Raw genomic sequence first — 14,865 nt, 5'->3', positions numbered from 1 at the left:
GTATTTTTAATCCCTTGGTATAAATTCAAGAACCGTAGCATTGATACAATAACGGTCTGTACTGCGTGGGCCTTCCCCGGGGAATAAATGCCCTAAGTGTATGCCAGTACTTTTAGAGCGCAGCTCAATACGAGTCATTCCCCAGCTACTGTCGTCATGTTCAGTAACGCTACTTTTTATTGGATGCGTAAACGATAACCAGCCAGTTCCAGAGTTAAACCTATCGCGGGTATCAAATAGCGGCTCGCCACTGAGCTTATCGACAAAGGTGCCATCGGGTGTATTTTTAAAAATTTTGTATTCTTTGCAATAAGCGCGATCGGTTTTTGAATTAAATGCAACTTTATAGGCCTCACTATCGCCTAGTTTAAATGCGCCAAGGGCTTTATAAAACACCTCTGGGCTTGCATAGCCTTGACGTCCGTATACTTCAGTGCCATTTTCTAAAAATAAAATAGTGGGGGTTGCCCAGGTTGCCGACTTAATGGTTAAACCTTGGAGTTGATCGGCGTGGCGAAAGCTCATAGCAATACTGCCTTTGTAGTCGTTAGCTACAGTGCTTTTAAATTTTTCACAGTATGGGCAGTATTCGCGTGAGTCTAATACCACTATTTGTTTACCCATTAGTAAAGCGGAGTTATCTACTTGTTCGGGCGGTTTTTTGTTAAACACCACGCCAGTTGAGTGATCGGGACAATAGCCATTTGGATTTTTTTCTAAATAATTTTGATGATATTCTTCTGCTGCATAAAAAGTGTCAAGTGGCTTAATAATAGTGGCTATAGTGCCGTACTCTGCTTGCGTAAGCAGTTGTTGATATTGCGATTTAACTTGCTTTGCTACTTTCGCTTGCTCAGTGGTGGTAGTTAAAATAATTGAGCGATACTGAGTGCCTACATCGTTACCTTGGCGATTTTTTTGTGTTGGGTCGTGGCTTTCAAAGTAGTTTTCGAGTAGCTCCTTTGCGCTAATAATATTGCTGTTATAGGTAACTTGCACAACTTCGGCGTAATTGTCCTCGTCAAAGCGACGTGATTGACTGGTTATATTGCTGTAAGTGGCTTTAAAGCCGTTTCCATCGGCATAACCTGACTCAGCATCAATAACACCATTAAGTGCTTCGTAGCGTTTTTCAGCGCCCCAAAAGCAACCTGAGCCAAGTACTAGTGTTTCTACGTGCATAGTCGCTTGAACATTACTTTGCACGACTTTTTCCATTGATAAAGCAACACTGCTTGCGCTAAATAAAATAGCAACGCTAGATAAATAAATTAAACCCTGATACGACATAAACTACCTCTTAAATAAATGCTAAGGCCGGTTACTGTTGCGAATGTATTTTTAACAAAAAATAGTAACAGGCTTTAATAAAGACCTTACCTGTTGAATTATTATTTCAACTTGGTAAGTAATTAAATACGAGTGAGCGGCCTATAAGGTTTATATTTTATCTCTTAATCCATTTTGCTGGTCGCAATGGTGTAAATAAATCAATATAACTATGTTAGCTTTGAAACATGTTGTATTAACAGGTTTGTTTTATGAGTTCGGCTCCTATAATTTATGCACTTAGTAACAATAGCTTATTGATAGATGCAGCACATTTAGACGCAAACAATGTATTAACTATACAAAAAAAAATTTGGGCTTTAGCTGCGCACTGTAAAAACACCGCAGAGTTTACCGACTTAGTTGCAGGAATGAATTCCCTCACCTTGTATTTAAAGTCATCTGCGGGCTTAACTAAATGGCTAGAGGCATTACCATTATTATGGGATGAGCTTAAAAGCAGTACTTTTACTGGTAAACACCATTTAATAGAGACCCTATACGAGGGTGAAGATCTTGCTTATGTAGCCAGCTTTCATAATTTAAGTATTGATGAGGTAATTAGTATACATAGCAAAGCTCAGTATCACGTTTTGTTTTTAGGCTTTCAGCCCGGATTTGCCTATTTACATGGTTTAGATACACGCCTACATACCCCAAGGCGCGCTGAGCCTCGCATTAAAGTACCTAAAGGTGCGGTGGCTATTGGCGCTGCCCAAACCGGTATTTACCCTAGCGACACTCCCGGTGGCTGGCATATTATTGGCCATACCAATACCACATTATTTAATAGCTCTCATTCGCAACCTTGCTTAATGCAACCAGGCGATACCCTTGAGTTTGTAGCGCTAAAAAACCAAGGAGCAGGCGCATGATAAAAGTACTAAAACCAGGCGTACAACTCACTATTCAAGATTTTGGCCGAATTGGCTATCGTCATTTAGGAGTAAGTAAAGCTGGCAGCTTAGACCCCTGTGCACAATTAATAGCTAATCGACTCCTTGGTAATAACGACAACGATGCGGTGCTTGAAGTAACTGTGGGCTTATGTGAGCTTGAATTTAACTGCGATACTGTCATTGCCATCCAAGGCGCTGATTTACAGGCAAAGCTTGATGAACAGCCGATTTACCCAGGTTGGACATACGCTATTAAAAATAAACAAGTATTAAGCTTTGCCACAGGACGAGCGGGGTTAAGAGCATATATTGCAGTAAAAGACGGCGTGCAGTGCCCACTAATAATGGGCTCTCGAGCAACTGATTTAAATGCATGCTTTGGTGGGCTCGATGGCAAAGCACTCAGCAGTGGTGACTGCATTCCAATTAAGCCTTTTAATGGCCCTTTTATAAAAATGGGGGCTATTGCTCCACCGCAACGTAAAATTATCCGCTTGCACCCTAGCCCACACGCAAAGTTATTAGGTAAAACACTTTTGCATAGCTTTACTTCGGGTAAATTTAAAGCCAGCCCTAACAGTAATAGAATGGGCGTAAGGTTAGTAAATAATACAGATAATCTGATGCACACACATTCATTACCTTCTGTGGCTGTGAACCCAGGGAGCATACAATTGCCCCCCAACGGAGAGCCCATAGTATTACTTAATGATGGCCAAACTACCGGCGGCTATCCGCTACTAGGTACAGTGATCAGTGCTGACTTACATCAATTTGCACAGTTTAGAGCAGCCGATAATATAGAATTTGAATATGTAACCCTAGAGCAAGCACGCACAGCCCAACATAAACAAAATGCTCATTTATATCAGCTCAGTTTAGCACTCAATAATAGCAATAATAAAAAATAGGACGGTTATGCTCGATTTAAATATAGATACCGTGTAATAAAAGTACAAATTCCTACGGCAGTAACCTTACTTGCCGTTAATATTATTTAATGTATAGCGTGGTGTGCAATGACTAAATCAACTTACCCTATGGCGTGCGTGTTAATTACCGGTTTTGCTCCTTTTGATGGCGAAAGCATTAACCCCTCTTGGCAAGCAGTGCAAAAACTCGACGACCATATAATAATGAAGCATAGAGTATGCGCTATTGAATTATCGTGTGAGTTTAATACCTCTATTGCACAACTACACCACGCGATAGAAGCGCATAATCCGGCGATAGTTTTATGTGTTGGCCAAGGCGGTGGACGCAGCGAAATATCTATAGAGCGCATTGCGATTAATATAGACGACGCTCGCATTAAAGATAATGCCGGTAAGCAACCTATTGATACCCCAATTGCAAAAAATGGCCCCGATGCTTATTTTAGCAATTTACCAATAAAACGCATGTTAAGCGCCTTACATGAAAGCGATATTCCCGCGGCCATTTCTAATACTGCCGGTACTTATGTGTGTAACCATGTGATGTATGGTTTGCTGCATTATATAAACGAAAACTATACAAAAATGAAAGGCGGCTTCATTCATATTCCTTATTTTCCAAGCCAAGCTGTGCACCACAATGGCGCACCAAGCATGAGTGAAGAAGCGGTAATAAATGCGCTAAAAGTAATGATAGCCGAAGCTTTGAGTAATGAGCGCGATGTAAAAATAGCAACCAGCACCACACATTAATCATTTTGGTGCAATACGGGCTATATTGGTGCATAAATTATTCTTATTATTTTGTAAATGCGGTGTGACTTACGTTATTAATTCTGCTAAAACAAAGGTGAGTCGCAGGGCTATTTTGCTTTGCAATACACATAAAAACAAGAATGAGGGGTAGTCTATGTGTTCAATTTTTGGGGTGTTAGATATTAAATCTGATCCCGTACAGTTACGTACGCAAGCCATCGAAATGTCGAAGTTATTAAGGCACCGCGGCCCTGATTGGTCGGGTGTTTATGCATCGAAAAAAGCAATTTTAGTACATGAACGCTTAGCTATTGTAGGGGTTTCTAGCGGTGCACAGCCTTTATATAATCCAGAAAAAACACATATTTTAGCGGTAAACGGTGAAATTTATAACCATAAAGAATTAGCGGCAAATTTAACCACCGATTTTACCTTTCAAACAGAATCTGACTGCGAAGTTATTTTAGCGCTTTACAAACAAAAAGGTGCCGACTTTTTAGATGACTTAAATGGCATTTTTGCCTTTTGTTTATACGATGAAGAAAATGACAGTTACCTTATTGGCCGCGATCATATTGGTATTATTCCGCTTTACACCGGACACGATGAACACGGTAACTTTTACGTGGCCTCAGAGCTAAAAGCCCTTTCACCAATTTGTAAGCACATTGAAGAATTTCCGCCTGGGCACTACCTAAGCAGTAAAGATGGCAAGCTTAAAGCGTATTACAAACGCGATTGGCAAAGCTTTGACGCCGTTAAAAATAACAGCGCAAAGGCCGAAGATGTGAAAAGCGCACTAGAGGCTGCCGTTAAACGCCAGCTTATGTGCGACGTGCCTTATGGCGTATTACTCTCTGGTGGCTTAGATTCGTCGCTTATATCGGCTATAACCCAGCGTTTTGCGGCAAAACGAATTGAAGATAACGACGAAAGCGATGCATGGTGGCCTAAATTGCATTCTTTTTCTGTTGGCCTTGAGGGCTCACCTGATTTAGCCGCGGCTAAAAAAGTAGCCGATATGATAGGCACTATTCATCACCCTATTATATTTACTATTGAGCAAGGTATAGATGCCCTGCGCGAAGTGATTTATCACATAGAAACATACGATGTAACCACTATTCGTGCCTCTACTCCTATGTATTTAATGGCCCGACAAATTAAAGCCATGGGTATTAAAATGGTGCTATCGGGCGAAGGAGCAGATGAACTGTTTGGTGGCTATTTGTATTTTCATAAAGCGCCGAATGCACAAGAGTTTCATGAAGAGCTTAACCGTAAAGTATCTAAACTGCATATGTTTGATTGCCTACGTGCCAATAAGTCGATGGCAGCATGGGGAGTTGAAGCTCGCGTACCATTTTTAGATAAAGAGTTTGTGGATGTGGCAATGCGTATTAACCCACAAGCTAAAATGTGTACAGAGGGAAAAATAGAAAAGCAAATTTTACGCGAAGGCTTTGCAGATTATTTACCAGAGGAAGTATTATGGCGTCAAAAGGAGCAGTTTTCAGACGGTGTAGGTTATAACTGGATTGATACCTTAAAAGTGTTTGTAAACGAGCAAGTGAGCGATCAAGAGCTTGCCAATGCAAAGTTTAAATACCCTATAAATACCCCCGATTCTAAAGAAGCATATTATTACCGCGCTATTTTTGAATCTCACTTTCCTGGTGATGCCGCCGCTAAATGTGTGCCTTATGGCAAATCGGTAGCGTGCTCTACGCCCGAAGCGCTGGCATGGGATGCGTCGTTTCAAAATAATGCTGACCCTTCTGGACGTGCCGCGCTTATTCATAACGATGCGTATGCTAGCAAAAGCTAAGCGAATTTGCTTAGCGCCACACAAGCCAGCATGGCTTGTGTGGCGCTTTATAACACTCGCATCGTCCCAAGCTGTTTTTTATAACCACACAGCTAACTTAGCCGGTTCAAGTGCTTTAATTGTTATTTATAAAAAGGGCTTAACCTCTAAATTAATGCAATATATTGCGTCAAAATCGAATCATCCTGCGACTGTATTTTTAAATCAAAATGAGATAACTCAACCTTATTGTAAAATTCGCTGGTTTAACCAAACAAGTGAAATTAAGCGCTGTGGGCATGGCACTTTGGCTGCAGCTAACTTTTTACTTCATTATTTTTCTTATTGCCCACAGGTATTTATTACAAGCTGTAATGAGCGTTTTAAAATAAAAATTAACAGGCAACAGGCTCAGTTGGTATTAGCAAGTATTGAGTCGATAAAGTCCCCCTGCTACTGTAAATTACAGCGAGTATTTTCATTATCAATAAAAGCCGCGTACAGCAGTGCCAATAAAAACGGTTACACCTTGTTATTGTTCAATGCACAAGACGATTTAACACGCTTACAAGTTGATTTTAATGCCCTAAGTCACCTGCATAAAAATGCGGTTATTGCGCTAACAGTACAAAATACTCAAGCACAAAATGCCATTGCACATTTTAGATACTTTGCCCCGCAGTTTGGTGTAAACGAAGATACCGCAACGGGTTCAGCAGTATCGGTTATTGCACCCTTATTATTTAGACTATACGGTTTAAATAAAGTTACGCTTATACAGCAATCGCCTAATGGCGCGTTGTTAAACTATGAACTTAACAACGGCCAAGTTGTTATTTACTAATAATTTATAGCGGCCTTAATAAGCATAAGGCAAAGTAATTATTATCGTCTTGCCATGTTTGCTCTAAACTTAAATTAGCTTGTGCCGCAAGCTGTTTAAACGATTCTAGGGTGTACTTATGAGAATTTTCGGTATGAATACTTTCACCTTGTTTAAAATTAATTTGTTGGTTATTAATTATCACTGTTTGCTCGCAAAGGCTCACTAAGTGCATTTCTATGCGGTTATGCTGCTCGTTATAACGTGATTCATGGTTAAAATTGGCTAAATTAAATGATCCATTTAGTTCGTCATTGATTCGTTGTAATAAGTTTTTATTAAATGCAGCGGTTACACCGAGTTTATCGTCGTATGCATCTAACAGTACTTGGCGCTGTTTTACCAAGTCAATCCCGATTAAAACATAGCCATTTACACCACATAAATGCTGAAAGTTTCTCATTATTTCAATGGCTTTAAGCGTGTTAAAATTACCTAAGGTGGAGCCCGGGAAATACACTAAATTAGTTTGGCTATCGAGGGCGGTTTCTTTAATAAGCTGTTTAACCATTGCGCTATCGGTAAAGTCGCCTAATAACGGAGCAATAACTAGTTCAGGGAATAATGGCGATAAATGCGCTAATGAATAGTTAAGCATTTCTGTAGATATTTCGAACGGTACAAACGTTTTTACTTTGCTCATATGAGCTAATAAGTGGGCAATTTTTTTGCCTGAACCACAACCGGGTTCTATTATTGATAAGCTTTCAGGTAGGATTTGTGCAATCTCTTTTGAGTACCTTTCTAAAATAGCCAGCTCAGTACGGGTTACGTAATACTCTTGCAGCCTTGTTATTTGCTCAAATAATGCAGCCCCCTTGTCGTCATAAAAATATTTACAGGGGAGTGATTTTTGTTGCTGGGTTAAGCCACTTATTACATCTGTTAAAAACTCACAGTTGCTTATAGAGGTATTTATACTGCACTGCTTTATTGTTGTCATTTGGCTCATGTTTTATCCTTAGCGAGTCTTATACCACTACACATCCAGGCTTGATGGGGATAATAAAAGTTTCTGTAGGTTGTACGTAAATGATTAGCAGGAGTTAACACACAACCGCCACGTAATACCATTTGATTGCTCATAAACTTACCATTGTACTCTCCTGCCACGCCTGCAATTGGCTTAAAACCTGGGTAAGGTAAATAAGCACTGTTTGTCCATTGCCAGCAGCTATCTGTAAGCTGCCCAATAGCAGCGCTACTATCGGCCATATTTGGCAATAAAAGTGACGTGTGCGCTGTATTACTTGGTGCGTGTTGCTGGGCTGCATATTCCCATTCAAACTCTGTGGGCAGGCGTGCATTAACAAAACTTGCATAAGCGCTGGCCTCATAATAACTAACATGACAAACCGGCGCGGCTAAGTTAAGGGGTAATAATCCGTAATGGGTAAACTCAAACCACTCCCCGTTTATATAATGCCAATACAATGGCTGTGTTAAATTATTAGCCTGTATATGTGCCCAGCCGTCACTTAGCCAATGTTGCGGGTTGCTATAGCCTGAGCTATTAATAAAGCCTAAATACTCTGCATTAGTCACTAATCTATTAGCAAAGCTAAATGGATGAACCAGCACAGAGTGCTTAGGTTGTTCGTTATCGTAGGCAAATTGGTTTTCAGCATTGCTCCCTATATTTATAATTGCTTGGTCAAAGTTTATAAACTTTATAGCGGCACTGGATTGCTGGTTTGGTACTTGAGTTGGCTTTAGTGATTGGTACGCAGGAAATATTGGGTTAATAGAAAAGTTATACTTAATATCCATCAACATTAGCTCTTGGTGTTGTTGCTCGTGATTTAGGCCAAGAGTAATTATTTGCTCTATTTCTGGGGTTATTGCAGTATTTAACACGCTTATAACAGCTTCATCAATATATCGTCTGTATGCTATTACGTCATCAAGACTCGGCCTCGATAGGCTGCCTCTGTTGCCCCGCTTAAATTGCTCACCAATTCCGTTGTAGTAAGAATTAAATAATATTTTAAACTCAGGGTTAAATACTTTGTAATTACGGCTATGAATGCAGAGTAAAAATGTTTCAAAAAACCAACTGGTATGCGCAAGATGCCATTTACTTGGGCTTACGTCGGCCATTGCTTGTAATTGACAGTCTTCTGCACTTAACGCACTAATGAGTGATAGGCTATATTTACGTACCGATTTAAAATGCTCACTAAGCTCATTTTTTCCAACTAAATGTTTAATATCATTAGTCATAGTCGCAATTTACTCCTTTAACTACTTTACTGTTAAAATATAACCTAATGTTAAATCATATACTAAGTATTCCTAGGTTAAAGGGGCGTTTATATTAGGCACCTTTAATTAGCAGCTTATTAGTATTTACATACTCCGTGACAGTAATTATTTACCTATGTGTTTTTATAATTCTGATTTCGGATAATATGCGCTGATTTATAAGTGTTCTCGTATATGTATTAGTAAATAGTAAACTAATTTAACAAGTTAGAGAGTGTTTGTTTTTTATACTTAAAAGCAACAAATATCATCATTTTGACTATAATATCAGCAGTCTAAATACAAAATCATTTACATTTAGTATTTAACTCATACACTAGTAAAGTTAATGATCAAAAATCAGATTAGTTAGTCTTCTAATTATTTGTGTTTAAACTAATATAATTACAAGACTAATATAATTAATTACGACACTGGGTAACATCCAGGGTTAGAACAACAAATGAGGTATTGCATGAGCGAAGAGCATGACAAATATAGTATTGATAGTACGGACTATACCGTAGGTCAAGACAACGTACAAAAATGGGGGTTAGATATACATAACTCTGTTTTCGGCATAAGTGCTGGTCTGATTGTCATCTTTTTGATCGCTATTTTAGTTACCGATCCACAAACAGCTAAGTCTGCACTTGATAGTATAAAAACAGATATTATTAATAACTTTGATGCCTTATTTATGTGGGCTGCTAACTTTTTCGTTATTTTTTGTTTAGCACTTATTGTATCGCCTTACGGTAAAATACGTTTAGGGGGAGATGATGCAGTACCTACTCACTCTCGCCTTTCATGGTTAGCTATGTTATTTGCTGCAGGTATGGGTATTGGCTTAATGTTTTGGGGTGTTGCAGAACCGCTTGCTTATTATACTGGCTGGTTTGAAACACCTTTAAATGTAGCTCCTAATACACCAGAGGCTGCAAAACTAGCAATGGGCGCAACTATGTTCCATTGGGGTCTACATCCGTGGGCTATTTATGCAGTTGTCGCACTTTCACTTGCATTCTTTACTTATAACAAAGGCTTACCACTGTCTATCCGTTCTATTTTTTATCCTATTTTAGGTGATAGAGCGTGGGGATGGCCTGGCCACCTTATCGACATTTTAGCTGTGCTTGCAACACTCTTTGGTCTTGCAACTTCACTAGGGCTAGGAGCACAACAAGCCTCTGCAGGTATAGATCATGTATTTGGTACCTCTGGTGGTGTTGGTTCACAAATTTTAGTTATTATTGGGGTTTCACTTTTAGCTATTATTTCGGTAGTTAGAGGGATTGATGGCGGAGTAAAAGTACTTAGTAATGCCAATATGTTAATTGCCTTGGTTTTACTTGTGTTTGTATTTTTAGTTGGCTTTGCTGTTGCTATAGGTAATGTTCCTACTACCATAATGGGCTATGTAGAAAATATTATTCCCTTAAGTAATCCTCATGGTCGTGAAGATGAAACTTGGATGCATGGCTGGACTGTATCGTACTGGGCATGGTGGATTTCCTGGTCACCGTTTGTAGGTATGTTTATTGCGCGTGTTTCTCGTGGTCGTACTATACGTGAATTTTTAATTGCGGTATTACTAGTGCCTACTGCTGTTACTATTTTATGGATGTCTATATACGGCGGTATTGCTATTGATCAGGTGGTTAATAATGTAGGTGAGCTAGGTACTAACGGCCTTACTGAAGTACCACTTGCTATGTTCCAAATGTTTGATGCATTACCTTTGTCTAACATTTTATCGTTTGTAGCGATTATTTTAGTATTGGTGTTTTTTATTACGTCATCGGATTCTGGTTCATTGGTAATTGATTCGATCACGGCTGGTGGCAAAATTGATGCACCTGTACCACAACGTATCTTTTGGGCTGTAACCCAAGGTGCGGTAGCTGCCGCACTACTTTGGATAGGTGGAACTGAAGCTATACAAGCGCTGCAAGCTGGCGCTATATCTGCCGGGTTACCTTTTACTATTGTATTGTTGTTTATGTGTTTAAGCTTACTGTTGGGCTTACGTACTGAGCCTCGTACTAAAAAGTAACCGTACTTACTACCCTTACTGGTAATTATAAAAAGTACTAATAAAAACGCCGCAAATTATGCGGCGTTTTTTATAGCTATAAAATAAAGTTTATATCCACAAATCATCTATCGGCGTATCTAAGCGATAATGATGACTCAGCTGTGCTTGTAACAACTCAGCTGTGGCTAATGCATCAGTTAGGGCATTATGGTTATTATAGGCAGGAAGTGAGTAGCGCTTACGACAATCATTTAATCGCAACGAGCCTATTTTAGAGTTAAATAACCGCCCTATTAAACCCTGGCGTGCTGTTAATGCTCTTTTTTCAATATCCATAGTATCAACTAACGCAAACTCTATGCCTTCGTGCAGCCTAAGTAACAACGCATTATTTAAAAATGGCCGCTCAATTGCTGCATAATGTACCACCACGACTTTACCGCTTAGCGCGGCAAGCAAAGGCTCAATAATACGATTAAAGTCTGGTGCATCATCAACCTCTGAGTGCGTAATACCATGAATGATTATTGATTCTTCATGTAAGTTTCTGCGCGGTTGTACTACCCAATGGCGGCTGTGCTTGCAGTATATTCGCTGTAAGTTAAAAGGCACTAAACCCACACTCACTATGTCATCTGCTTCGCTATCTAAGCCGGTGGTTTCAAAATCCATCGCTACAAATGGCACATCAGCTATTGCTGCAGCAGGCTGATTAAAAGCCGATGCATAAAATTGCTGTAACAATGCATTTTCACTGCTATTTGCTAATTGCTGATACCTAAGCGACCAGTCAACTATTGCTTGCTTTTGCTTGCTCATAGAAAAATCACTTCACATTTGTATTTGAAATAAAGCTAAATTTTAGATAGTTTTGCGCTTTTTCAAGAATCGCAAATGCCTCTTTTAAATTACGCTGCTCAAACGGTGAAAGTTGATGCGGATCTAAATTATTATCGGGCTCTTCACCTTGCTCTATTTGTAATGCTTGATGACGAATTCGCATCATAGCTATATACTCCAGCGCATCTCGTAAATCTTGTGCTTTACCCTCGGGTAAACTTTTTGCGGCAATTATATCCTCAAGGCGGTCAAACGAGTTTTGTTTGCGTGAACCAATCGCTAATGCATGCACCCGTATAACATCCGAAAGTGGTGCGGTACCACGGCGTTTTAAGTTCATTGAGTGCTTATGCTGGCCGTTATGCTCTAAAACAAAACCTTTGAAGAACCCAAGAGGCGGCGTTCGATTACGTGCATTAGCAGCCATATTTGCCAAAAACACCCTATTTGCTTTACTTTGTTTAGCAACAAAGACTTTGAGCTCATCGGCCCATTTTGTTTTACCCCAAACGCCGTCCAAATCAAAAAATATAGAGCTGTGTAATAACGTTTGTGGTTTTGGTTTTGCTATCCAATCTGCAAATTGCTCAAACCATTGAGAGCGAGTTTTACGCCACTTTTTAAATGACGCCATAATTTCGCCATCGCAATAGGTGTAGCCGCATTGTGCTAAACCATCACAAACAAAATCAGCAATGTTTTGAAAGTACTCGTTATGTAACTCATCGTTGTAACTGTCATCTAAAATAAGCGCATTATCTTGATCCGTTACTATAAGTTGCTCATCGCGCGCCATGGAGCCTAAAGCAATAAAACAATAAGGCACGGGAGCTGGCCCATACTTTTCTTCAGCTAATATTAATAACCTTTGCTTAAAAGTACGGCCAATCACTGCCATGGCTGTACCAACCATATGAGAGTTTGCATCTTCGTTAACCATACGCACAAATACATTAGGTAACTGGCGGGCATAATGGGTTAAGTCTTCCACTGATTGCTGGGCCAAAATACCACGCACTAATAACAAGCTACTTTGCGACTCGTAACGTAAAATATCAGACAGTGATATTACCCCAATCGGCCTGCGTTTTTGCACTACCGGCAAATGATGCAGGCTGTCTCTTAACATAGCTAATACAGCTTCGAAAACGTAGGCATTAGCATCTAAAATTACTAAGTTAGTAGACATAATATGCTGTGCTTGAGTATCAAACGACAACCCTGGCGCAACCACTTTATTACGTAAATCTCGGTCGGTAATTATGCCAACTACTTGGCCATCATCCTCTTCCGGGTCGTCGTTAACGGGCTTATTTATATCTGTAACCAGTACTGATGAAACCGCTTCTTCACTCATTAATTTAGCAACATCTTGCACCGTAGAAGTGGTTAATACCGTCACTACATCACGATGAATAAGCGACTTTACTTTTGCTGTCGTTAAATCGTTACTGTCGGCTTGCTCAACAATAGCTTGGTGCAAACGTACATTGCCATCGGTTTCAAAGTAATCAGCAAATGCATCAAACTCATCGCAATAACGATTAAACAGTTCAACATTAATGCAGTAAACCAATGTGTCTTCTAGTGCAGTGGCCGGAAAACGCACTTTGCGGTTCATCAATAGGCCCATTTGGCCAAATATTCCACCCACGGCTAAACGATTATAAAGCTCGCCATTACGGCGATACATTTCTACCGAGCCGCTTCTTATAACGTACAAGTCGGCAATATCTTGGCCTAACTGTAAAATCTCTGTTTGCGCTCTAAAGTAAGCAACTTCAACTTGTTGCGCCAGCTCGTTAAGCGCTTTAATGGGTAAATCGTTAAAAGGGGGATGCTGTGCTAAAAACTGCGCTATTTCTATTTGTTCGGCTTGCATAGTTGCTTCCTACATAGCGATATTATGATGTGTTTTATACTAATTTAATGCAATTGGTATTACCTAAAGACTAACATTACCAATCTTAGGTTAAAACATATAGTGGATACAAAAAAAGAGTCAATAATGACTCTTTTTAAATTAATTTAATAAAATATTATTTACTACGTTGGGCTTGTTTTTTAGCGTTTTTAGCCTCTTTACGTTGCTGTAAAATAGCTTGTGCTTCATTACCAATGTGGCCTTCGCCACGCGCTTGTGCAAGCTCTATTTGCTTTTGTCGCTCAGCAAAACGTTCTCTCTGCTCATCGCTTACATTATCAATACAATGGTGACACGACACGCCTTCCATATATTCAGCTTTTAACTTTTCGTCTTCGGTGATTGGCATACGACACGCATGACATTGGTCATACGAGCCTTTTTGTAAGTCGTGATTAACCGCTACACGATTATCAAATACAAAACATTCGCCTTCCCACATGGTTTCATCTTTTGGTACTTCTTCAAGGTATTTTAAAATACCGCCTTCAAGATGGTACACTTCATCAAAGCCTTGCTCTTTCATATACGCTGTTGATTTTTCACAGCGGATACCGCCAGTACAAAACATAGCTACTTTTTTATGCTTGCTTGGATCAAGGTTTTCTTTAGCCCACTGCGGAAATTCACGGAATGTTTTGGTGTTAGGATCAACTGCGTTTTGAAAGGTACCTATTTCAATTTCGTAATCGTTGCGGGTATCTATAAGTATCACTTCTGGGTCTGAAATTAATGCGTTCCATTCATTTGGCTTAACATAACTACCCACTACTTTTAGCGGATCGATGCCCTCAACCCCCATAGTCACAATTTCTTTTTTTAGTTTTACTTTGGTGCGGTAAAATGGGCATTCGTCATCGTAAGATTCTTTAGTAACAATGTTATTAAGGCTTGGCTGTTGTTCAAGCCATTTAAGAAGATTATCTATGCCAGCACGTTTAGCTGAAACCGTACCATTAATACCCTCAGAGGCGATTAGTAAAGTACCGCGAATTTCATTTGCCTCCATTACATCTAGTAATGGTTTTCTAAGCGCTTCAAACTCAGGTAATGCTACAAATTTATACAGTGCACACACTATAAAGTGCTCGCTGGTTAAATTGTCTTTATGAACAGCCGTCATATTTATTCCTATTTTGCTTTTTAATATATACCGAATCGTAAATCCGGCGCATCTTGGGCGCGTATTTTACGCTTTTTGTGATTAAAT

Annotated in this window: 12 protein-coding genes; 6 read left to right on the top strand and 6 right to left on the bottom strand. The window is 39.6% G+C overall.

Translation table 11 applies throughout. The annotated features are described in order from the left end of the window. Positions 1-6 precede the first annotated feature (6 nt). Complete coding sequence (gene msrA, locus PNIG_RS08270) at positions 7-1,290, bottom strand: peptide-methionine (S)-S-oxide reductase MsrA (RefSeq protein ID WP_089368238.1); 1,284 nt, start codon at positions 1,288-1,290, stop codon at positions 7-9. A 251-nt stretch (positions 1,291-1,541) separates the two neighbouring features. Between msrA and pxpB the strand changes: the two genes are divergently transcribed. The 5 genes from pxpB (at position 1,542) to PNIG_RS08245 (ending at position 6,570) form a co-directional block, all read left to right on the top strand. Then, on the top strand, positions 1,542-2,204 hold the full coding sequence (gene pxpB / locus PNIG_RS08265; protein WP_086996106.1) for a 5-oxoprolinase subunit PxpB: 663 nt from the start codon (positions 1,542-1,544) through the stop codon (positions 2,202-2,204). Then, positions 2,201-3,139 (top strand): 5-oxoprolinase subunit C family protein, encoded by a 939-nt coding sequence (locus PNIG_RS08260; RefSeq protein WP_089368237.1) that lies wholly within the window; start codon positions 2,201-2,203, stop codon positions 3,137-3,139. The genes pxpB and PNIG_RS08260 overlap by 4 nt, the downstream gene beginning before the upstream one ends. Before the next feature lie 108 nt (positions 3,140-3,247). Beyond that, on the top strand, positions 3,248-3,916 hold the full coding sequence (gene pcp, locus PNIG_RS08255; RefSeq protein ID WP_089368236.1) for a pyroglutamyl-peptidase I: 669 nt from the start codon (positions 3,248-3,250) through the stop codon (positions 3,914-3,916). Positions 3,917-4,073: 157 nt separating this feature from the next. After that, positions 4,074-5,747 carry an asparagine synthase B gene (gene asnB, locus PNIG_RS08250; protein WP_089368235.1) on the top strand — a complete coding sequence of 558 codons (1,674 nt, stop codon included), beginning with the start codon at positions 4,074-4,076 and terminating at the stop codon, positions 5,745-5,747. Then, positions 5,731-6,570: a PhzF family phenazine biosynthesis protein gene (locus PNIG_RS08245; protein WP_089368957.1), complete on the top strand. Its 840-nt coding sequence runs from the start codon at positions 5,731-5,733 to the stop codon at positions 6,568-6,570. Before asnB ends, PNIG_RS08245 begins: the two co-directional genes overlap by 17 nt. Before the next feature lie 4 nt (positions 6,571-6,574). Here the strand turns inward: PNIG_RS08245 and egtD are convergent, their stop codons facing one another. Next, entirely contained in the window at positions 6,575-7,561 is a 987-nt protein-coding gene (gene egtD, locus PNIG_RS08240; protein ID WP_086996097.1) for an L-histidine N(alpha)-methyltransferase, read from the bottom strand. Continuing rightward, positions 7,558-8,832: an ergothioneine biosynthesis protein EgtB gene (egtB, locus tag PNIG_RS08235; protein ID WP_089368234.1), complete on the bottom strand. Its 1,275-nt coding sequence runs from the start codon at positions 8,830-8,832 to the stop codon at positions 7,558-7,560. The genes egtD and egtB overlap by 4 nt, the downstream gene beginning before the upstream one ends. A gap of 496 nt (positions 8,833-9,328) precedes the next feature. Between egtB and PNIG_RS08230 the strand changes: the two genes are divergently transcribed. Beyond that, complete coding sequence (locus PNIG_RS08230) at positions 9,329-10,909, top strand: BCCT family transporter (RefSeq protein ID WP_011328116.1); 1,581 nt, start codon at positions 9,329-9,331, stop codon at positions 10,907-10,909. Positions 10,910-10,999: 90 nt separating this feature from the next. Here the strand turns inward: PNIG_RS08230 and PNIG_RS08225 are convergent, their stop codons facing one another. The 3 genes from PNIG_RS08225 to trhO all read right to left on the bottom strand — a co-directional run bounded on the left by PNIG_RS08225 (position 11,000) and on the right by trhO (position 14,778). Continuing rightward, positions 11,000-11,710, bottom strand: a complete 711-nt coding sequence (locus PNIG_RS08225; RefSeq protein ID WP_011328115.1) for a 3'-5' exonuclease — start codon at positions 11,708-11,710, stop codon at positions 11,000-11,002. A gap of 7 nt (positions 11,711-11,717) precedes the next feature. Then, on the bottom strand, positions 11,718-13,613 hold the full coding sequence (locus PNIG_RS08220) for a putative nucleotidyltransferase substrate binding domain-containing protein (protein ID WP_011328114.1): 1,896 nt from the start codon (positions 13,611-13,613) through the stop codon (positions 11,718-11,720). Between the two features lie 157 nt (positions 13,614-13,770). Beyond that, complete coding sequence (gene trhO, locus PNIG_RS08215; RefSeq protein ID WP_089368233.1) at positions 13,771-14,778, bottom strand: oxygen-dependent tRNA uridine(34) hydroxylase TrhO; 1,008 nt, start codon at positions 14,776-14,778, stop codon at positions 13,771-13,773. Between the last annotated feature and the right edge of the window lie 87 nt (positions 14,779-14,865).

Origin of the sequence: Pseudoalteromonas nigrifaciens (assembly GCF_002221505.1) — a bacterium.
Lineage (GTDB): Bacteria > Pseudomonadota > Gammaproteobacteria > Enterobacterales > Alteromonadaceae > Pseudoalteromonas > Pseudoalteromonas nigrifaciens.
The sequence above is the reverse complement of the archived record's forward strand: the minus strand, read 5'-3'. Positions and strand labels throughout refer to the sequence as shown.